General features: G+C 72.3%; 15 protein-coding genes. 11 read left to right on the plus strand and 4 right to left on the minus strand.

Annotated elements, in window-relative coordinates:
* Positions 1-173 precede the first annotated feature (173 nt).
* The 5 genes from ACIQM3_RS02655 (at position 174) to ACIQM3_RS02675 (ending at position 10879) form a co-directional block, all read left to right on the plus strand.
* The gene (locus ACIQM3_RS02655; protein WP_401617756.1) at positions 174-2258 is read left to right on the plus strand and encodes a serine/threonine-protein kinase; all 2085 of its coding nucleotides are present in this window, start codon (positions 174-176) and stop codon (positions 2256-2258) included.
* Between the two features lie 201 nt (positions 2259-2459).
* A complete protein-coding gene (locus tag ACIQM3_RS02660) occupies positions 2460-5336 on the plus strand; it encodes a protein kinase (protein ID WP_401617759.1) in 2877 nt (958 codons plus the stop codon).
* 115 nt (positions 5337-5451) lie between these two features.
* Positions 5452-7125 carry a serine/threonine-protein kinase gene (locus tag ACIQM3_RS02665; protein WP_401617761.1) on the plus strand — a complete coding sequence of 558 codons (1674 nt, stop codon included), beginning with the start codon at positions 5452-5454 and terminating at the stop codon, positions 7123-7125.
* 238 nt (positions 7126-7363) lie between these two features.
* A complete protein-coding gene (locus tag ACIQM3_RS02670; RefSeq protein WP_401617764.1) occupies positions 7364-8998 on the plus strand; it encodes a succinic semialdehyde dehydrogenase in 1635 nt (544 codons plus the stop codon).
* A 45-nt stretch (positions 8999-9043) separates the two neighbouring features.
* Positions 9044-10879: a GMC oxidoreductase gene (locus ACIQM3_RS02675; protein WP_401617767.1), complete on the plus strand. Its 1836-nt coding sequence runs from the start codon at positions 9044-9046 to the stop codon at positions 10877-10879.
* Positions 10880-10949: 70 nt separating this feature from the next.
* Here ACIQM3_RS02675 and ACIQM3_RS02680 read toward each other — a convergent pair whose 3' ends face one another.
* Positions 10950-11045, minus strand: coding sequence for an MYXO-CTERM sorting domain-containing protein (locus ACIQM3_RS02680; protein WP_401617770.1), 96 nt, complete (start codon positions 11043-11045; stop codon positions 10950-10952).
* Between the two features lie 200 nt (positions 11046-11245).
* On the opposite strand from ACIQM3_RS02680, the gene ACIQM3_RS02685 reads away from it, so the two are divergent.
* A complete protein-coding gene (locus ACIQM3_RS02685; protein WP_401617773.1) occupies positions 11246-12997 on the plus strand; it encodes a peptidase in 1752 nt (583 codons plus the stop codon).
* A 294-nt stretch (positions 12998-13291) separates the two neighbouring features.
* Here the strand turns inward: ACIQM3_RS02685 and ACIQM3_RS02690 are convergent, their stop codons facing one another.
* A complete protein-coding gene (locus ACIQM3_RS02690; protein ID WP_104788373.1) occupies positions 13292-13594 on the minus strand; it encodes a chorismate mutase in 303 nt (100 codons plus the stop codon).
* A 312-nt stretch (positions 13595-13906) separates the two neighbouring features.
* Here ACIQM3_RS02690 and guaA point away from each other — a divergent pair, with 312 nt between their 5' ends.
* The 5 genes from guaA (at position 13907) to ACIQM3_RS02715 (ending at position 19016) form a co-directional block, all read left to right on the plus strand.
* A complete protein-coding gene (gene guaA, locus ACIQM3_RS02695; protein WP_401617776.1) occupies positions 13907-15493 on the plus strand; it encodes a glutamine-hydrolyzing GMP synthase in 1587 nt (528 codons plus the stop codon).
* 116 nt (positions 15494-15609) lie between these two features.
* Positions 15610-16221, plus strand: a complete 612-nt coding sequence (locus tag ACIQM3_RS02700; protein WP_401617779.1) for a Uma2 family endonuclease — start codon at positions 15610-15612, stop codon at positions 16219-16221.
* A gap of 56 nt (positions 16222-16277) precedes the next feature.
* Complete coding sequence (locus tag ACIQM3_RS02705; RefSeq protein ID WP_401617782.1) at positions 16278-17033, plus strand: SAM-dependent methyltransferase; 756 nt, start codon at positions 16278-16280, stop codon at positions 17031-17033.
* A 129-nt stretch (positions 17034-17162) separates the two neighbouring features.
* Positions 17163-18431: a hypothetical protein gene (locus ACIQM3_RS02710; RefSeq protein ID WP_401617785.1), complete on the plus strand. Its 1269-nt coding sequence runs from the start codon at positions 17163-17165 to the stop codon at positions 18429-18431.
* Positions 18432-18506: 75 nt separating this feature from the next.
* Entirely contained in the window at positions 18507-19016 is a 510-nt protein-coding gene (locus tag ACIQM3_RS02715) for a DoxX family protein (RefSeq protein ID WP_401617788.1), read from the plus strand.
* A gap of 14 nt (positions 19017-19030) precedes the next feature.
* Here the strand turns inward: ACIQM3_RS02715 and ACIQM3_RS02720 are convergent, their stop codons facing one another.
* The gene (locus ACIQM3_RS02720; protein WP_401617791.1) at positions 19031-19279 is read right to left on the minus strand and encodes a hypothetical protein; all 249 of its coding nucleotides are present in this window, start codon (positions 19277-19279) and stop codon (positions 19031-19033) included.
* Complete coding sequence (locus tag ACIQM3_RS02725; RefSeq protein WP_401617794.1) at positions 19266-20600, minus strand: PspC domain-containing protein; 1335 nt, start codon at positions 20598-20600, stop codon at positions 19266-19268. Before ACIQM3_RS02725 ends, ACIQM3_RS02720 begins: the two co-directional genes overlap by 14 nt.
* Between the last annotated feature and the right edge of the window lie 106 nt (positions 20601-20706).

Genomic DNA, 20706 nt, shown 5'->3' on the forward strand with positions numbered 1-20706 from the left:
AGGGCGGGCGGAGTCAGCACCAGCGGGGCGGTGGGCAGCGCCCTGTATGTCGGCATGGCAGGGGATTTCTTCCGCCGGCCGCACCAGGGCCGCCCCGACCCGGGGCCACGACCGGTCCCGGGGTAAGGGACAATGAACGCTCTGCCAGGGCGGGTTGATCGCAGAGGGGACGCATGTCGGAGGCGGAGCAGGCGCGGGAGCCCCAAGGGGACAAGGACGGACGTCTCCTCGCGGGGCGGTACCGGCTCGGGGAGGTGCTCGGCCGGGGCGGCATGGGCACGGTCTGGCGTGCTGCCGACGAGACGTTGGGGCGTACGGTCGCGGTCAAGGAACTGCGGTTCCCGTCGTCGATCGACGAGGACGAGAAGCGGCGTCTCATCACGCGAACCCTGCGTGAGGCGAAGGCGATCGCGAGGATCCGCAACACCAGCGCGGTGACGGTCTACGACGTGGTCGACGAGGACGACCGCCCGTGGATCGTCATGGAACTCATCGAGGGCAAGTCCCTCGCCGAGGTGATCCGTGAGGACGGGACGCTGACGCCGAGGCGTGCGGCGGAGGTCGGTCTCGCCGTCCTCGACGTGCTGCGCTCGGCGCACCGCGAGGGCATCCTGCACCGCGACGTGAAGCCGTCCAACGTGCTGATCTCGGAGGACGGGCGGGTCGTCCTGACGGACTTCGGGATCGCGCAGGTCGAGGGCGACCCCTCGGTCACCTCGACGGGCATGCTCGTCGGCGCCCCCTCCTACATCTCGCCCGAGCGGGCCCGCGGTCACAAGCCGGGGCCGCCCGCCGACCTGTGGTCGCTGGGCGGGCTGCTGTACGCGAGCGTCGAGGGCCGCCCGCCGTACGACAAGGGCTCGGCGATCGCCACGCTCACCGCGGTGATGACGGAACCGGTCGAGCCGCCGGCGCACGCGGGCAAGCTGGAGGAGGTCATCTACGGCCTGCTCGCCAGGGACCCCGACGAGCGGCTGGACGACGCCGGGGCGCGTGTCCTGCTCAACGCGGTGATCAACGCTCCGGAACAGCCCGTCGTCCCGCCGGCCGACTCCACCCAGGTCATGGCGCTGCCCACGATCGGTGACGCCAAGAGCGACAAGGGCGGCAGGAGCGACTCCAAGGGCGGTGGCAAGAAGGCCGCTGCCGCTGCCGCCGCTGCCGTGTCCACTTCGGGAGCCGAGGACGGCGGGCCCGAGGCAGTCACGGGCTCCGGAAGACCGGACACCGGCGGATCGGTCCCCGCGGGCCAGGCCACCGGCTCCGCTTCCTCCTCCGCGACCACTCCGGTCGGCGTCTCCGGGATCGCCGAGAGCACGCGGGACCGGCTGCGCGGCGCCCTGCGGTCCGTACGCAACGCGAAGTCCCCGGCAGCCGCGGGCGCTGCCGTTCCCCCGGTCCCCCCGCATGCTCCGGGCACGGCCGCCACGGCGTCGGCCTCCGGGCCCGCGGGCTCCGGGCGTCCGGCCGTGCCGCGGGCGTCGATCACCGATGTCGTGCCGCGCCGCACGCTGGCGGTCATCGCCGGCGTCGTCGTGCTCGCCGTCCTCGGTACGGTCCTGGCGCTCACCCTCGGCGGTGACGACACGGGCAACGAAGGCGGTGGCTCCAAGGGCGACACCGCCGCGTCCGCCGGTGCGGCGGGCGGCGGCGACACCGAGGCCGCCTCCGGCGGAGGCTCGGGCAAGAATGACGACAGCGAGCAGGACGGCGGCAAGGACGGCCAGGGGCAGGGCGAGGCGACAGGCGACACCTCCCCCTCGCCGGAGACCGGCGAAAAGACCCCGGACCCGGACGCGCTGCCGGCCGGGTTCAAGACGGTCGCCAACCAGCAGTTCCACTTCTCCATGGCGATGCCGGGGAACTTCAAGTTCGACAAAATAGCGGGACAGAACTCCGGCGCCATCTACAACGCCGACGGTGGTTTCCCCCGCGTCCAGATCGACTACAACTCCTCCCCGAAGGACGACGCGGCGGCCGCCTGGGCCGGGGCGGTCGCGGCGACCAAGAGCCTCAGCGACGGCTACAAGCACATCGGGATAAAGAAGGTCGAGTACAACGGCTACCCGACCGTCGCCGACTGGGAGTTCACACGCGACCAGCAGGGCATGCGGATCCGGGTCCTCAACCGGGGCTTCAAGGTCGACGCCACCCACGGCTACTCGATCATGATCAGCTGCAAGGCGGACACCTGGGACGACGACGAGTGCCGGACGCTGCGCGAGACGGCGTTCGCCACGTTCGAGCCGACCGACTGACCGCCCGGGCGACCGCCCGGCTGACCGCCCGGGCGGCCCGGTTGCCGTGACACGGCCGCGCGCCCTCGACTTGCCACGTATTGTGAGAGGCCGAAGACCGTACGCAGCCGGAATGAAGGGCCAATTGCACAGCAAGTGACCGCAATTGACGGATTCATGCGGTCTCGGTGACCGGGGGACAGCGCGCTCTGGGGAGGCGTCGTGGACGACTACGCGGGTCGGGTGCTTGCCGACCGCTACCGCCTTCCGCTGCCCCCGTCCGACGCCTACGAGCTGGTCGAGACGCGGGCCTTCGACACGTACAGCGGACAGGAAGTCCTGGTGCGGCAGGTGCCGTTGCCGGAGGTCGTGGACGCGGAGGTGCTCGACGCCGACGGTCTGCCCTCTGCCGGACGCGCCACCGGGCGTACGGTGCGACGGTCCACGGACCCCGCGGTCCGGCGGGCGATCGAGGCCGCGCAGGCGGCGGCCCAGGTGCCCGACCATCCGCGTCTGGACCAGGTCTTCGACGTGTTCGCCGAGGCGGGATCGCTCTGGATAGTGAGCGAGCTGGTGGCCGCCCGGCCGCTCGCCGCGCTCCTCGCGGAGCGGCCCCTCAACCCCTACCGGGCCGCAGAGATCGGCTCCGACGTGCTCACGGCCCTGCGGGTGCTGCACGCGCACGGCTGGACGCACCGCAACATCACGGTCCGCACGGTGCTGGTCTGCGACGACGGCCGAGTCGTGCTGACCGGACTCGCGGCGGGCGCGGCCGAGGAGGCGCTGTGCGGATACGTTCCGGCGCCTCGTACGGATCCGGACGAGGAGGACACCTACGGGCCGCCGGCGGTCGAATCGGGCCCCACCGGCCCGTACGAACCCCCGGCCGCCGAGGCGGAGCCGTACGACGTCCAGGCCGTCGAGTCCGAGCCGTACGAGCCCCCGGCCGTCGAGTCCGAGCCGTACGAGCCCCCGGCCGTCGAGTCCGAGCCGTACGAGCCCCCGGCCGGCGAGGCGGGTCCGTACGAGACCCCGGCGTCGTTCGAGCCGGGCGCCGCCCTGCCCGGCCCCGACGTGCTGTCCGCTCCGGAGGCCCTGCCGGCCCCCCGGGCGTCCACCGACGGAGTGCCGGCCCCCGGACCCCGTGGAGAGATCGAGGTGGCGCCGCCCGCCGGGCTGCCCCTGCCCCCGGCGGAGCCCGGGGCGGGGAGCGCCGCGCAGCTGCGCGCCGCCCGTGCCGGAGCCATCGCCGCCTACCGCGCGGGGGCCCGAGCCGCGGCCCGCGCGGGCGAGGACCGGAAGCGCGCGGAACACGACCGCGACGGCGGCCCCGGCGAGGGCCCCGACGCGGATGAGCAGGAGCAGACCGTCGCGCCTCCCGCCCCTGGACTGCCGCAGCTGCCCGCCACCTGGAGCCGGGCGGCGGACGACCCGTACACCTACGCGTACGACGAGGACGAGGACGACGAGGACGACGACGAGGGCCCGGGGCCCACGCCCCCCGGCCGGCGTGTCCACCTCGCCGGCACATGGGGCGACGGCCCCGGCTCCGGCCGGCCCGTGCCCGCGGGCGGCTCCGGGGGATCGGGTGGCTCCGGTGAGGACGCGCTGCGCGCCGACGCCCGGCGTCTCGGCAGCGGGCCCGTGGAACGCCAGGACAGGCTGCTGCCGCAGCCGGTGGCCGCCCGTACGCCCGCCGGAGGGTGGGACGAGGTCGTCGCCGGAAGCGGTACCACCCCCGCCTACCGGGGCCCGGCCACCCCCCTCGCCGCAGAACGCGCCCGGCAGGCCCGCATCGCCGTGGTCGGCGCGGTCACCGAGCGGTGGGCGCCCGAGCAGGCGGGGCCGGTCCACGACAACTGGCAGCTCGCCCCGCCCATCGGCCCCTCCACCGACCTGTGGGCGCTCGGCGCGCTGCTCTACCGCGCCGTGCAGGGCCACGCGCCGTATCCGGAGGAGAACGCCGCCGAGCTCGTCCAGATGGTGTGCGGCGAGCCGCCCGCCTTCGCGGAGGAATGCGGCCCGCTGCGGCCGGTCGTCGAGTCGCTGCTGCGTCAGGACCCCACGGAGCGGCCCGACTTCGAGGAGCTGCGCGGCTGGCTGCGCTCCCTCGTGCGCTCGGCCCCGGAGCCCGAGGCCGGCGCCGACATCGTCACGCTGCCGCCCGCCGACGCCACCCGCCTTCCGGTCGTACGCCGCCGGGGCGAGCTGGTGCGCCGCCGCCGGGGCCGCGGCGGCGCGGCACACGGCCGGCACCGCCAGGGGAGGCCGCAGCGCCGCGAGCAGCCGCAGACGTACGAGCGGCAGGAGGTGCACGAGAAGCCGCCGCGTGCGCCCCGCGAGCCCAAGGGGCCCAAGGTGCTGCGCCAGCCGCAGCCGGGCGGCCGGGCACCGCGACGGCTGGGACGGCTGCTGCTGGTGCTGATCCTGCTGCTGATGGCGGCCGCCATCGCCTACGCCATGCTGTTCATGCCCGAGTCGGAACCGGGGACGGGAACGGGCGCGTCGCCCTCGGGCTCCGCCGCACCGGACCCCGGCAACAGCCCCTCCGGCGGCGCGGCGCCGTCCGGCGGGCCGTCGGAATCGGCCTCGTCGGGCTCATCGGGTTCGGAGAAGCCGCAGACCAGCCGCTCCGCCGCGGCTCTCGCGGAGGGCTACGAGCTTCGCAAGGACGCCGAGGGCTTCGAGATCGGCGTGCCGAAGGGCTGGCAGCGCGGTGCGACCGGCTCCGACCGTCAGATCCGTTACGGCAGCGACGGGTTCACGGTGCTCGTCGTGCCCGGCCGGGACACCGTCAAGGCCAACGGGAGCGACCCGCTGGACTACCAGCGGACCGCGGAGCCCGAGCTGAAGCCCTTCCGGGAGTCCAGCTGGGCCACGTCCACCGGCCTGCGCCGTGTCGACATCGGGCGACAGGCCATGGCGGAGGGGCAGTTCACCTGGCAGGAGGGTGACGGCCGTCAGGTGTACGTCCGTAACCTGGTCATGATCGTGGACGGCAGGTATCACATCGTCCAGGTCATCGGCCCGGAGAACGAGCGCGACAAGGTCTCCGAGATCTACCAGCAGGCCATCTCCACCTATCGCGTGGGCTCCTGACAGCGCGTCGGCGCGGCGCGGCAAGCATCACAGTGCGGTCTCGTGAGCGATGCGAGGTTTCCCGGTACCACCTCCCGTCCGTACCCTGTCGTCCCAAGGAACGGGGCGAACAGACGTGGAACACGCGCAGGGCACGAACGCTGGGCTCGTACTGGCCGGAAGGTACCGACTGGGTGAGGTCCTGGGCCGAGGCGGCATGGGCAAGGTGTGGCGCGCCCAGGACGAAGTGCTCCACCGGACGGTCGCCGTCAAGGAGTTGACCGCCGGGCTGTACGTCGCCGAGGCGGACCGGGCCGTGCTGCACGCCCGCACGCAGAAGGAGGCGCGCGCGGCGGCCCGGATCACGCACCCAGGTGTCGTCACCGTGCACGACGTCCTGGAGTACGACAACCGCCCCTGGATCGTCATGCAGTACGTCGACGGGCCCTCGCTCGCCGACGCGACGAAGGAGTCGGGTGAGGTCGAGCCCCGCGAGGCGGCCAGGATCGGGCTCCATGTGCTGAGTGCCCTGCGGGCAGCCCACGGCGCGGGTGTCCTGCACCGTGATGTGAAACCGGCCAACGTCCTGCTCGCCAGGGACGGCCAGGTGCTGCTGACGGACTTCGGGATAGCCGCGATCGAGGGCGACTCCACCATCACCAGGACCGGTGAACTGGTGGGCTCCATCGACTATCTGGCACCCGAGCGGGTGCGCGGCGGCGACCCGGGCCCCGCGTCCGATCTCTGGTCGCTGGGCGCCACGCTCTACACGGCCGTCGAGGGGAGCTCGCCCTTCCGCCGTACGTCCCCCATCTCCACCATGCAGGCCGTCGTCACCGAGGAACCGCCCCCGCCGCTGCGCGGGGGCGCGCTGGCGCCCGTGATCACCGCGCTGCTGCGCAAGGACCCAGCGGACCGTCCCACGGCCGAGGAGACCGAGCGCATGCTGCTGGACGCGATGGAGGGGCGGAAGCCCCGCGCCGCGCAGGCGCACGTGCCGACGCAGCGGGTGTCCGAGGACGACCTGCGCGACTTCTTCAGCCCGGACGGTTCCACCGCCCAGCTCTCCCCGCCCCCGCCGCCCGCGCCCCCGCACACCGCGCCGACCGCTGCCCCGCGTGGCCGGGGCCGCTGGCGCACGGTCCTGCTCGTCATCGCGGTGGCCGTCCTGATCGGCGGGGCCGCGGGGCTGGTCGCGATGAAGGCGGACAACGGCGGCGGAAGGACCGGAGGCACGTCGGACCTGACCACCGCCGGCCCGGCTCCCACCCCCTCCGGCTCCGCCGACGACGTGTCCGGCTCCGCCGACGAGGTGTCCGGCGAGGAGAGCGGGTCCGCCCGGCCGGGGATACCCGACGGCTGGAAGAAGGTCACCGATCCCGAGGGCTTCAGCCTCGTCGTGCCCGTGGACTGGGAGCGGCAGCTGAACGACGGTCAGATCGACTACACCCCGGACAACGGCGCGCACCGCATCCGGATCAGCCTCGATCCGCAGCCCGACTTCAACAACTCGTACGCGCACATGCAGAGCATCGAGAAGGACCTGGCCGTGCGCCTGCCGGCGTACGAACGCCTGTCGCTGGAGGAGAACGTCTTCCGCGACCGCCCCGGCTCCCTCTGGGAGTTCACCTGGGTCGAGTCCAAGGACTTCCCCGGCCCGCGTCACGGCATCGACCAGATGTACTTCGCCGAGGAGGGCGGGCCGGAGTACGCGTTCTACATGACGGGGCCCGAGGGGGACTGGGCCGAGACCCGGAAGCTCTTCGACACGATGCTGCGAGGCTGGGAGCCGCCGGAGGGGACGGGCTGAGGGGGCTCGCCCGCCCCGGGTGCCCCGTGCGGGTCACGCCGAGGTGGCTGAGCGGCCGAGGATTCACGATTCCTGACGCCCGTTCCCGCGAAGGACGGCGGATCGCCCCTGATCAGCGGTTATACCGCCAGTGATCACTGGCCGTATGGCTGGTCGGGGCAGGGGTCTCTGGCGGGGTCTGTGAAAACCTGTTACCCACGGGTACCCAAAGTGGGCGGGTGGACATACTCTCGCCCTCATGACGGACTCGCAGGCCTCCACGACCACCGCCGCCCCCGGCACCCGCGTCGGCACCAATCCGGTGGCCGCCGCCCCGGCCGGCGCGCGCACCGCCGCCGACGTGGTCACACCCGAGGTGATCGCCCAGCTGACCCGTGACGTCATCGGTTCCGGCCGTACGGCCAACCACAGTCCCTTCACCGGGGAGAAGCTGGCCGACCTGCCCGAGTCCACCCCCGAGGACGTCGCGGCCGCCTTCGACCGCGCCCGGGCCGCCCAGCCCGCCTGGGCCGCGACGCCGGTCCGGGCCAGGGCAGCCGTGCTGCTCCGCTTCCACGACCTGGTCCTGCAGCGCCAGTCCGAAGTCCTCGACCTCATCCAGCTGGAGACGGGCAAGGCCAGGCTGCACGCCCACGAGGAGGTGCAGGCCGTCGCCGTCGCGGCCCGGCACTACGGGCGCAAGGCCGCCTCGTACCTCAAGCCGAGGCGGCACACCGGAGTCGTCCCGACCCTCACCAAGGTCACCGAACTGCGCCAGCCTCGCGGGGTCGTCGGCCAGATCGCCCCCTGGAACTATCCGCTCGAACTCTCCGTCGGCGACGCGCTCCCCGCCTTCGTCTCCGGCAACGCCGTCGTGATGAAGCCTGACACGGAGACCGCGCTGACCGCCCTGTGGGCCCGTGACCTGCTGATCGAGGCCGGACTCCCCGCCGAGGTGTTCCAGGTCGTGATCGGCGAGGGCCCGGTCGTCGGTCCCGAGGTCGTCAGCCGGGCCGACTACGTCTCCTTCACCGGCTCCACCCGCACCGGCCGTGAGGTCGCCCAGGGCGCCGCGGCCAGGCTCGTCGGCGTGTCCCTCGAACTCGGCGGCAAGAACGCCATGCTCGTCCTGGCGGACGCCGACGTGGAGAAGGCCGCCGCGGGCGCCGTCCGCGCCTGCTTCTCCTCCGCGGGGCAGCTCTGCATCTCCATCGAGCGGCTCTACGTCCACGAGTCGGTCGCCGACGACTTCGTGGAGCGCTTCGCCGCGCGCACGAAGGCCATGCGGCTCGGCAACTCCCTCGCGTACGGCGCCGACATGGGCTCCCTCGTCGGTGAGCGGCAGCTGGAGACCGTCAGCCGTCACGTGGCCGAGGCCGTCGAGAAGGGCGCCACACTCGTCGCGGGCGGCGTCGCCCGCCCCGACATCGGCCCGCTGTTCTACGAGCCGACGATCCTCGACGGCGTCGAGGCGCCCATGGCCGTCTGCGGCGAGGAGACCTTCGGCCCGGTCGTCTCCATCTACCGCTTCAGCGACGACGACGAAGCCGTGGCCCTCGCCAACGCCACCCCGTACGGCCTCAACTCCAGTGTCTGGACGAAGAACGCCGGACGCGGCCACCGCGTCGCCGCACGGCTGCGGACCGGCACGGTCAACATCAACGAGGGGTACGCACCCGCGTACGGCAGCGTCCAGTCGCCCATGGGCGGCATGAAGGACTCCGGCCTCGGCCGGCGGCACGGCTCCGAGGGCATCCTGAAGTACACCGAGGCCCAGACGGTCGCCCAGCAGCGGCTGATCCCCCTCGCTCCGGCCTTCGGGATGGACGACGAGAAGTACGCCGCCTTCATGAGCCGCAGCCTCAAGGCGATGAAGGCCTTCCGGCTGCGCTGACGCCCTCAGCACCTTTTATCTGCCCTTTTCGTACCGAGGAGAGCCATGTCCCAGGACAGCCCTGCCCAGAATCAGGCCGCACCGGCCGTTCCGGCGGCGGACGACGACGCGTACGACTACGACGTCCTCGTCGTCGGCTCGGGCTTCGGCGGCGCGGTCTCGGCCCTGCGGCTGAGCGAGAAGGGATACCGGGTCGGTGTCCTGGAAGCCGGCCGCCGCTTCACGCGCGCGACACTGCCCAAGAACTCCTGGGACATCAAGAACTACCTGTGGGCACCCGCGCTAGGCCTGTTCGGCATCCAGCGGGTGCATCTGCTGGGCAAGGTGATGGTGTTGGCCGGGGCGGGCGTCGGCGGCGGCTCCCTCAACTACGCCAACACCCTGTACGTGCCGCCCACGCCGTTCTTCGAGGACCGCCAGTGGGCGGACATCACCGACTGGAAGGACGAGCTGGCGCCGTACTACGACCAGGCGAAGCGGATGCTCGGGGTGCGGCTCAACCCGACCGTGACCCCGGCGGACGTCCACCTCAAGTCCGTGGCCGAGTCCATGGGCGTCGGCGACACCTTCCACCTCGCCCCCGTCGGCGTCTTCTTCGGCGACGGCCAGGACGCCGACGGCACGGCGCGCACGAAGCCCGGCGGGGAGACGGCCGACCCCTACTTCGGGGGCGCGGGCCCCGACCGCAAGGCGTGCTCCCAGTGCGGCGAGTGCATGACGGGCTGCCGGCACGGGGCGAAGAACACCCTCAACGAGAACTATCTCTACCTGGCGGAGAAGGCCGGTGCCGTCATCCGCCCGATGACCTCCGTCGTCGGGGTCACCGACGACCCGGACGGCGGCTACCGCGTCTCGACCGTCCCCACGCACCGGCGCCGCAAGGCACCGTCCGTGCTGCGGGCCCGGAAGGTGGTCATCGCGGCGGGCACGTACGGCACCCAGACCCTGCTGCACACCATGAAGGACGAAGGGCTGCTGCCCCGGCTGTCGTCCCGGCTCGGTGAGCTGACCCGCACCAACTCCGAGGGTCTGGTGGGGGCACAGACCAGCGACCGCCGCTACCGCAAGAAGCACGGCACCGCCAAGGCAGACTTCACCCAGGGCGTCGCCATCACCTCGTCCATCCACCCGGACGAGAACACCCACATCGAGCCGGTGCGCTACGGCAAGGGCTCCAACGCCATGGGCGCGCTGACCATCCTCCAGGTGCCCTACAGCACCCACCGGGTGCTGAGCTGGTTCGGCAGCGCGGCCCGGCACCCGTGGCTCCTGATGCGCTCGCTGTCCAACCGGCGCTGGTCGGAGCGGACCATCATCGGGCTCGTCATGCAGTCGGTGGACAACTCGCTGACCGCGTACCGCAAGCCGGGCGGCGTCGGCAAGGGCCTGCTCACCGCCCGCCAGGGCCACGGTTCGCCCAACCCGACCCAGATAGCCGAGGCCACGCAGGGCGCGACGCTGCTCGCCCAGGAGATCAACGGCTTCGCGGGATCGAACATCGGGGAGCTGATGGGCACCCCGCTCACCGCGCACTTCCTCGGCGGCTGCCCGATCGGGGCGAGCCCGGAGAAGGGCGTCATCGACCCGTACCACCGGCTGTACGGTCACCCCGGCATCTCCGTGGTCGACGGCTCCGCGGTCTCCGCCAACCTGGGCGTCAACCCCTCGCTGACCATCACGGCACAGGCGGAGCGCGCGATGTCCTTCTGGCCCAACAAGGGCGAGAAGGACCCGCGCCCGGCGCAGGACACGGCGTACGCACGGCTCGCCGCCGTCGAGCCGAAGGCGCCCGCCGTGCCGAAGGAGGCGTTCGGCGCGCTGAAGCTGCCGTTCCTGGGGATTCCGGCGGTGCCGCCGAAGAAGGCCGCGTTGGACGCCTGACCCAGGGAACGCCAAGGGGCTGCACCCCCCTCCGAGTGCAGCCCCTTCGCGGTCCTACGGGCGACGCGCCCTACGCGGCGGCGTCACCGTTCCTGCGGCGCCGCACGACCCACATCGCGCCGGCACCCAGCACCACGGCCGCGCCGCCCGTGTGTTCGCCATGCATGACCTGCGAAGTGCGACAACGGTTGTCCTGGGTTTCACAGAATCTTTATGTGTCGCCCGCCACATCCGCGCACCGTGCTCAATCCGTGATCTCGGCCGGAGCAACTGTTCGCACCACTGCGTGGTCGAACCCGTACTGCGTCACAGCAGTCACAGCAGTCACAGCAGTCACACAGCTCCGCCGATCCCCAGAGGTTCGCGATGACACGCCTTTCCCCGAGAACAGCCCTGCGCCGGACGGCAGGCGGCCTCGCCGCCGCCGGGCTGCTCGCCGCCGGTTCGCTCGCCGTGGCCGCCCCCGCGCAGGCGGACGGCCCGGTCTTCACGCTCGGTGGCCCCGCCGAGACGGCCCTGCACCCCTATCCGGAGACCGGGAGCCCCCAGAAGTCCGCACTCGGGCTCACCGTCCACAACCCGGACCCCGACGAGGAGAGCATGGGTTACGAGGGCGAGGTGACCTACACCCTCGACCTCAGCGGCATCGCGGGCGTCGCCGAGCTCTCCCCGGCCGAGGACACAGGATCGGACTGCGAGATCACCGGGGCCACGGCCGTCTGCCACGACTGGGGCGTCTACGCGGGCCTCAGCTCCATCGCCGACTTCGACCTCTCCGCGGCGAAGGGCAGCGAGGACGGCGCCTCCGGCACCATCGAGGTGACCGGATCGGCGGACGGGGTCACCTTCACGCCCTTCTCGACGAAGGTGACCGTCGGCGGCCCCGACCTGGTCATGAAGCAGCTCCCCTTCAAGCAGGAGCTCAAGCCGGGCGACGTGCAGCCCGCCCCGATCACGTTCACCAACAAGGGCACCACGGCCGCCGACGGCGTCCTGCTGACCCTCAGGTACTCACGTGGGATGGAGATCCCCGAGCGCTACGCCAACTGCGAGTACAACGGCGAGGCCGGGGACGATCCGTTCGAAGGCTTCGCCTGGGCCACCGCGCTGTGCTCGGTCGCGGGCTCCTACGAACCGGGCGCCACGTACACACTGGCCGAGCCGCTGTCCGTCAAGGCCACCGAGCGCGCCTTCTACGACACGTTCATCTACCGCATCAACGAGGACAGCGCCGCACAGCGCTCCGCGCAGCGCGCGGGCGCGGCCTTCACCCGGGGCACCGGCCCCGAACTGTCCCTGAAGAAGGTCACCTCCTCCGCCCGGGGCGCGGACCTGGACCCCTGGGACAACCAGCAGGAGATCGACTTCCGTACGGAGAACACCGCGAACTTCGTCGCCGTGGGCGGCAAGGCCGACGGCGCCGTGGGGGAGACCGTCACCGCGGACCTCGGCTTCCGTAACGACGGGCCGGCCTGGATCGGCTACATCCGGTCCGGCGAGCCCGTCGCCACCTTCGACTTCACCGTCCCCGAGGGCGCCGAGGTCACCCGCAAGCCGGAGTCCTGCCGGGGCGTGACGGCGGACGGCAAGTACCGCGAGGACCAGAACCGCGCACCCCGCTACGTCTGCGACACCTCGATGACCGTGCGCGACGGGGCCGACGTCTCGCTGCCCTTCGACCTGAAGATCACCGAACTGGTCCCGAACGCCGACGGCGCCGTCCGGATCCGCAACACCTGGCTGAGCGACCCCGAACTGCCCTTCGACCCGAAGCCGGCCGACAACACCGCGCGTCTGGTGCTCAACGACGACGGCTCCGGCTCCGAGGACACCGGCGGGACGTCGGAAGGCACCACCGGAACGGGCGGGGCCACCGAGGGCTCCGCCGGCGGTGACACAGCGGGCCAGGGCTCCGATACGTCCGGCACCTCGGGTGCGTCCTCCGGCTCGGGTCCGAGCGGGAGCACGGGCTCGTCCGGCACCGCGTCGGCGAGCACGGACGGTGGCCTCGCCTCCACCGGCTCGGTCGCTCTGATGGCCTCCGGCGGAGCGGTGATCGCCCTGGCCGCGGGCGGCGTGCTGTACGCGACGAACCGGCGCCGGGTCCGGCAGGCCTGAGGCCGCCGCCCACGGCGGTCCGTAGGCGGCCGGTCCCGGGCGTCCCCGGAACCGGCCGCACATGGGTGACCGGGCTGCTGTCCCCTGCCGACCGGTCACACACGCCGGGACGTGGTCCCACGGCGTACCTGCGGTACGCCACACGTCCCGGCGGAGCCACGCGTGGATTCCTGCCGATGCCGCCCCTGGCTGGCACGGACACAAGGACCAACGAAGCCGTCCCGGGCCCGGTCACGCGCCGTACGGGTGAGACCGGGACCGAACGCGGGTGCGGCCGTACAGCCTTCCCGTACGTCACACCCGGCCGCGGCACAGCTCCAGCAGCGTCATGGCGAGTGCCGTGCCCGGCTTGCCCAGGGCATCGCTGTAGTGGCTGAGGACGTCCATCTCCCGCGAGAGGTTCACCCGGCGGCCCCCGGACGTGATCCTCGCCTCCTGGATGACCGCCGAGACGGCCATCCGTTCCTGGACGAGTCCGATGATCCGGTCGTCCAGCGCGTCGATGCGGGTCCGGGCGCCCCCGATCAGGGACGCGGCCTCGTCGGTGTGCGCGCCGGTCCGCTCGGCGGCCGTCTTCGTGGGTGCGGTGCTGGTCATCTGTGACTCCCGGTGGGCTGAGGGCCCGGAGCGACAGGTCCCGAACGCCAGAACGCCCCGGGCCTGTCGGCCCGGGGCGCCTGGAACGTTGCTTGTCAGTTGCTCAAGCAGCACGACCATGGCAGCCGGCGGGCCGGGTGCCATAGGTAAAGACGAAGATCGTGTGCTGACGCATGGAGCCAGTATGGCCCCCGCCCCGGGCCGGGGTCCACGCCGGGCCCGGATGGTGAGACGGGAGCCCGGCGGGGCAATGTCCCACGGCCGGTAGAATTGGGAGGACCGACCCCCTCTCCACCGCCGGAAGGCCGCCCCGTGCCAGCAGCACCCCCCGCCGCCCCCGACACCACGACCGACGTCGTCCTGGTTGTCGACTTCGGCGCGCAGTACGCCCAGCTCATCGCCCGACGCGTCCGTGAGGCCCGGGTCTACAGCGAGATCGTCCCGTCCACGATGCCGGTGGCCGAGATGCTGGCCAGGAACCCCCGGGCGATCATCCTGTCCGGCGGACCGTCCTCGGTGTACGCGGAGGGCGCGCCCAGCCTCGACCGTTCGCTCTTCGAGGCCGGGGTCCCGGTCTTCGGCATGTGCTACGGCTTCCAGATCATGGCCACCACCCTCGGCGGCACGGTCGACGACAACGGCGCCCGCGAGTACGGCCGCACCCCGCTCACCGTCTCCAAGGCCGGCTCCACCCTCTTCGAGGGCACGCCCACCGAGCAGTCGGTCTGGATGTCGCACGGCGACGCCTGCTCCGCCGCCCCCGAGGGCTTCACCGTGACCGCGTCCACCGACGTCGTCCCGGTCGCCGCCTTCGAGAACGACGAGAAGAAGCTCTACGGCGTCCAGTACCACCCGGAGGTCATGCACTCGACCTACGGCCAGCAGGTCCTGGAGCACTTCCTCTACCGGGGCGCGGGCATCGAGCCGACCTGGACGACCACCAACGTCGTCGAGGAGCAGGTCGCACTGATCCGCGAGCAGGTCGGCACCAAGCGCGCCATCTGCGGCCTCTCCGGCGGCGTCGACTCCGCGGTCGCCGCGGCCCTCGTGCAGAAGGCCATCGGCTCCCAGCTCACCTGCGTGTACGTCGACCACGGTCTGATGCGCAAGGGCGAGACCGAGCAGGTCGAGAAGGACTTCGTCGCCGCGACCGGCGCGAAGCTGAAGGTCGTCGACGCCGAGAAGCGCTTCCTCGACGCCCTGGCCGGTGTGTCCGACCCGGAGCAGAAGCGGAAGATCATCGGCCGCGAGTTCATCCGTGTCTTCGAGCAGGCCCAGCTGGAGATCCTCCAGGAGGACGGCCCCGAGGTCGCCTTCCTCGTCCAGGGCACCCTCTACCCGGACGTCGTCGAGTCCGGCGGCGGCACCGGCACCGCCAACATCAAGTCCCACCACAACGTGGGCGGGCTCCCCGACGACATCGAGTTCCAGCTCGTCGAGCCGCTGCGCCAGCTGTTCAAGGACGAGGTCCGGATGGTCGGCCAGGAGCTCGGCCTGCCGGAGGAGATCGTCCAGCGCCAGCCGTTCCCGGGCCCCGGCCTCGGGATCCGTATCGTCGGCGACGTCACCAAGGAGCGCCTCGACCTGCTGCGCGAGGCCGACGCCATCGCCCGCGAGGAGCTCACGGCGGCCGGCCTGGACCGCGACATCTGGCAGTGCCCCGTGGTCCTGCTCGCGGACGTCCGCAGCGTCGGCGTCCAGGGCGACGGCCGCACCTACGGCCACCCGATCGTGCTGCGCCCGGTCTCCTCCGAGGACGCCATGACGGCCGACTGGTCGCGCCTGCCGTACGAGACGCTGGCGAAGATCTCCACCCGCATCACCAACGAGGTCGCGGACGTCAACCGCGTGGTGCTCGACGTGACGAGCAAGCCGCCGGGGACGATCGAGTGGGAGTGATCCCCACTCTCTGAGGTCAATGCCGATGCCGTCGCTCATTCGTTTGGGCGGCGGCATCGTCGTATCCGCTGGGTACGCTGGCTGAGGAGACGAGACTCTGCCCCATGGGAGCAATTATGAGTGCCGCACCCGACGACGAAGTGACCGAGCACTACCACTACCACTACCCCGTGCCCCCGCCCCAGGGCTGGGTGGCGGAGGACCTCGATCGGCTTCCGGACCTGCCGCGGCACACAGAGCTGATCGACGGGAGTCTCGTCTTTGTGAGTCCGCAGCGGAAGTTCCACACGCGCGTGATGTGGTTGTTGGAGAGAGCCCTGCTGGCGCACCTTCCGGCCGGTCTGGACGTCGACCGGGAGATGAGCATCAGACTCGACAGCAGCAACAGGCCGGAGCCGGACCTGCTGGTCTACCGCGCGGAGGCGGACACGGGCGCCGACCAGACGTGGTACGCCCCGGAGGATGTCGTCCTGGCCGTCGAAGTGGTGTCGCCGGACTCCGTCGACCGGGACCGTGACGTCAAGCCCCGCAAGTACGCGGCTGCTGGGATCAGTCACTTCTGGCGGGTCGAGGCCAACGATGACGGTTTGCCGATCGTGTACGTCTACGAGCTCGACCCCGCGCTCAAGGCCTACACGCCCACGGGGATCCACCACAACAAGCTCAAGCTGAATGTGCCGTTCCTGGTCGAGGCGGACCTCACGGAGATCTACAACCGGGGCCGGTGACGGAGGACGGCAAAACACGTGGCCCGCCGCGGAGTCGCCGTGCCAAGCTGCGGCGCATGTCCGCCGAAGAAGTCCGCGCCCTCATGTCCGCCCCCGGCAACGACCGCCTCACCTGGAACACCCCGCTGTCCGAGGAGCACGCCGCCCAGCTGATCTCAGCCTGCGCCCCCGGTCCCGGCGCCCGGATCGCCGACTTCGGGAGCGGCTGGGGCGAGCTGCTGATGCGCCTGGTCGAGGCGGTGCCGGGCTCCACGGGGGACGGCATCGAGACCGACCCGGAAGCCGTGGCCCGGGGACGCCGCATGGCAGAGGAGCGAGGGCTCGCCGGCCGGGTGCGGTTCCACGACGTCCCGGCCGCCGGACATCCGGCGACCGACTACGACCTCGCCGTCTCCATCGGCTCCTCCCATGCCTGGCCGGGCGGCACCCCGGAGGCGCTGAAGGCCCTGCGGGCCGCCGTACGTCCCGGTGGCCGGGTGCTGTTCGGGGACGGGTTCTGGGAGCGTGAGCCCTCGCCCGCCGCACTGGAGGGCCTCGGCGCGGAACCGGACGACTTCGGCCCGCTCCTGGGGCTGATCCGGCAGGCGGAGGCGGCCGGGCTCAGGCCGCTCCAGGTGACCGTCGCCGACCGGCGCGAGTGGGACCTCTTCGAGTCCGCCGCCAACATCGGGCGCGGCGAGCGCTGGGCGCTGGCCAATCCCGGGCACCGGCTGCACGCCGCGGTGACCGAGGCCGTCGACGCCCGCCGCACCGGCTACTACGGGGGATACCGGGGGACACTGGGCCTCGCCTACCTCGTACTCAGCGCCTGACAATCGCACATCAGTACAGCGAGCGCCCCCGAGTCGCCCCGATGCGGGACGGAGCGACCCCGTACGGCACAATTCGCAGAAATAAGAGGCGAGTTGGTTGTACCGGGGCGGGAAAGGGCGGCGTTCTCCGTGGCGTTGGACGAGGCGAGGGCGAAAAGCACGCACGGCGGTGGCTGTACGTGCGGCGACTGCCCGCACGGGGCACGCGAAGGGCACCGGCGGGCCGTTGCGGCGTTTCTCGCCAAGCGGGACGAACTCGCCGCCGGCCAGGGTCTGCCCGGCGGTGTCGCCCAGTCGGTGTCCGCGTCCCGGCAGTGGGTGTCGGACGAGCTGACCGAGTCGGCCCGCACCGTCGCCGACCGCAGCAGGGAGGCCGGTGACGCCTGGCTCCACGCCCTCTGGCGGCGCACCCTGACCGTGGTCTGGGGCGGCGTCGCCCTGCTCGTCATCGGAGAGGCCGCCACCGCCATCGGCGCCGGCTGGTCCACCGCACGCACCGCGGGCCTGCTCGCCGCACTGGTCACCGCGGGCCTGCTGACCGGCGCCGCCCGCGTCCACCGGGCCCGTGGCGGTCTCCTCGCCCCGTTGATCGGCGAGGACAACCGGCTCTCCACCTCACGCACGGTCGCCGCCTCCTGGGTGCTGCTCGCCGTCTTCGCCGTCCTGGTCCTCGCGCTCCAGCTGGCCGGGGCGTCGGCCCACGCCGACCGGGACGCCCTGATCGAGGGCCTGGACCTGGTCCGCTCGGCCGGCGTGCTGTCCGTGCTCGCGCTGGTGTGCGCCGTCGCCGTCGTCGTACGCCGGGTGGTGACCGTACGCGTCCTGGGGCAGCGGCTGCAGAAGCTGCGGGCCGACCGGCCACGGGCCGCCGATCTGCTGACCGACGACTCCGGGCGCGGCAGTTTCACCGACGTGCAGTACGTCCTGGTCAGTACGGTCGCCGTGCTGTTCGCCGCGGTCCGCCTGGCCCGCCGCCCCGAGCAGTTGCCGGATCTGCCGTGGGGCCTGGCGGTCCTGGTGGCAGTCTCGGCGGCGACGTACTTCGCGGGGAAGTACGCGGAGGGCGGCCGGCCGGTCATCCTGTCGGTCGTCCGGGCCAGGGAGGCCGGGGACCTGGACGCCCCGATCCGTACCGGCGACGACATCGAGATCCGGGGCGCCGGATTCGTGCCGCCGGGCGCCGGGAGCCCCGACCGGCTGGCACGGGTGGTCGTCAGGATCGGCCGGGTACACGTGCACGTCCCCCTGATCCCGGTCACCGGAGGCTTCGCCAACCCGGCGGACACGGTGCTCACCGTGCCCGTGCCCGTCGAGGTCGAACCCGGCGAGGTGGAGGTACAGGTCGTGACGGCCGCGGGCGTAGAGACCAACTCCTGCCGCATCGATGTCACGGACTGACCCGAACACCGGGTGAGCCGCACCGAACCGGCGTACGTATGGTCTGTCGGAAGGCCAACGGAAAGCGGGGCAGTGATGCACGGGTACAGGGGCGGTTCCTACGGGCTCGACGAGCCGAGAAGTCTGCGGGACCGGGCGGGGCAGTACGCGCTCCTTCCCCTGCGGATCTTTCTCGGTGTCACCTTCGTCTACGCGGGGCTCGACAAGCTGACCGACAGCGCGTTCCTGTCCGCGAGCGGGACCGGCTCCATCGGCGAGATGATGCATGCCGTACGTGACAGCGCGGCGATCCCGGGCCTCGTCGACCTGGCTCTGAAGAGCCCCGAAGGCTTCGGGTACGCCATCGCGATCGGCGAACTCCTCGTCGGCCTCGGCACCCTGGCCGGCCTGTGGGCCCGCCTCGCGGCGCTCGGCGGGGCGCTGATCTCGCTGAGCCTGTGGCTGACGGTGAGCTGGCAGAGCACGCCGTACTACTACGGCAACGACCTGGTCTACCTCATGGCGTGGCTGCCGCTGCTGCTGGCCGGAGCGCCCTACTGGTCGGTGGACGCGCTGCGAGGCGGCCGGCGCCGGGGGCGTATCTGAGGGCCCGGCAGCGGTCAGGCCACTCCGGTGGAACCAGGTGCCGACGCCTCCGCCGATGCCCTCCGGGCCTCGCGCCGTCGCCGCAGCCGGTAGCTCACCCAGGTCACCGTCGCCGCCAGCCAGAGGCCGCCGACGAACACGGGGGCGAAGAACGTCCAAGGGGCGTCCCACACGCCCGCCGCGTCAGCCGCGTAGCCGGTCGCCAGGGTCAGCATGACGAGGCCCGCCACCGCGCGGCCCGGCCGGATCTCATGACGCAGCACGGGTGACCTCCAGTTGTCCGATGCCGACTCCCATGCTCAGCTCGACCGTGCCGGCGGGCTTGCTGTTCTCGGCGGGTTCGATGGTCGCCCGTGTGCGCCGGTCGGGGGCGATGTCCACGTCCTTGCGGCGGTCGGACGGGAACTGGATGTCGCCGAGGCCCGCCTCCGCGTCCACCAGCAGCGTCACCCCGGCCGGTACGACGACGAGCGCACGGCCCGCCGCGACCTCGATACGGGTGCGCAGGGTCTCGCCCTTCGGGACGGTGACCCCGGAGAGGTCGAGCTTCGCGACCCCGGTGCTCAGCTTGTACTGCGGTTCGACCGCGGCCACCGAGGCCGGACGCCACTCCTTGCGGACCCAGTCGGTGCCGACGTCGTCCGGGACGAGGGAGGCCCCCGCCAGCAGCCCCGCCGTGATCATGGCCAGCAGGACCGTGCCGAAGCCGGTCCTGCCGAGGACGGAGGCGACGACCAGACCGAGACCGAACACCCCGAGCGCCGCCGCGAGGCCGATCTGCAGGCTCGTACCCAGCGGATGGGTCTCCCAGCTCAGCCCCGTGCCGAGGCCGCCCGCGATGAGGGCGAGCAGGAGGACGAGGCCGCCGATCGACCGTGGGCCCCGGGTGCCCGTCGGGCGGTAGGGCGGGCGGTACGGGGCGTCCGCCGTCGGCCTGTTCCTGCCGACCTCCGCCGCCTCGGACACCGCGTTCGCGGGGCCCCACAGATAGCCGGTGCCGGCCGGGCCGGTCGTGCCGTCCTTGACGATCGGGTCCCGCCACCAGGACGGGCTGCCCGGCGTGGGCGGCGCCTTCACCTCGGGCGGCGCCCCGTGCCCGGAGGCGTGCGCCGTGCTTCCCGGGGTGTGCGCCGCCGTGCCCGGCGCGTCCTCGGGCGGGGCCGTGCGGCGGTGCTGGCTCCAGACCGAGAAGCCGATCACCGTCAGCGACAGCATCGCGGCGAAGGCGAGCATCCCGCCGTTGTGCAGCATCGACAGCAGCAGCCCGCACCCCGCCAGGGCCAGCACCAGCGCGATCAGCGAGGCACCCTCGACCCGGCCCGACAGCAGCCTGCGCGCCTCGTTCTCGTCCTCGCCCTCCACCGGGATCAGCAGCCACGCGAAGCCGTAGAAGATCAGTCCGATGCCGCCCGTCGCAGCGAGGACACCGAGCACGATCCGGAAGATCACCGGGTCCACGTCGCAGTACCGGCCGAGCCCGCCGCACACTCCGGCCACGACTTTCTGCCGCGGGCTGCGCTGCAGCCGCGGTGCCGGCCCGGGGGGCGGTGCGACGCCGGGGGAGGCGTCCTGGGGAACGGTCATGGCTCCATGGTGACGGCCCGTACGCCCTTGTGGGACCTGCGACGACCCTGGCCGATCCCTGATATTGCGTCCCGGAGGCCGGTGGGGGCCCGCCCGGCCACCCCCC

The sequence above is a fragment of the Streptomyces sp. NPDC091271 genome, assembly GCF_044757505.1.
GTDB lineage: Bacteria > Actinomycetota > Actinomycetes > Streptomycetales > Streptomycetaceae > Streptomyces.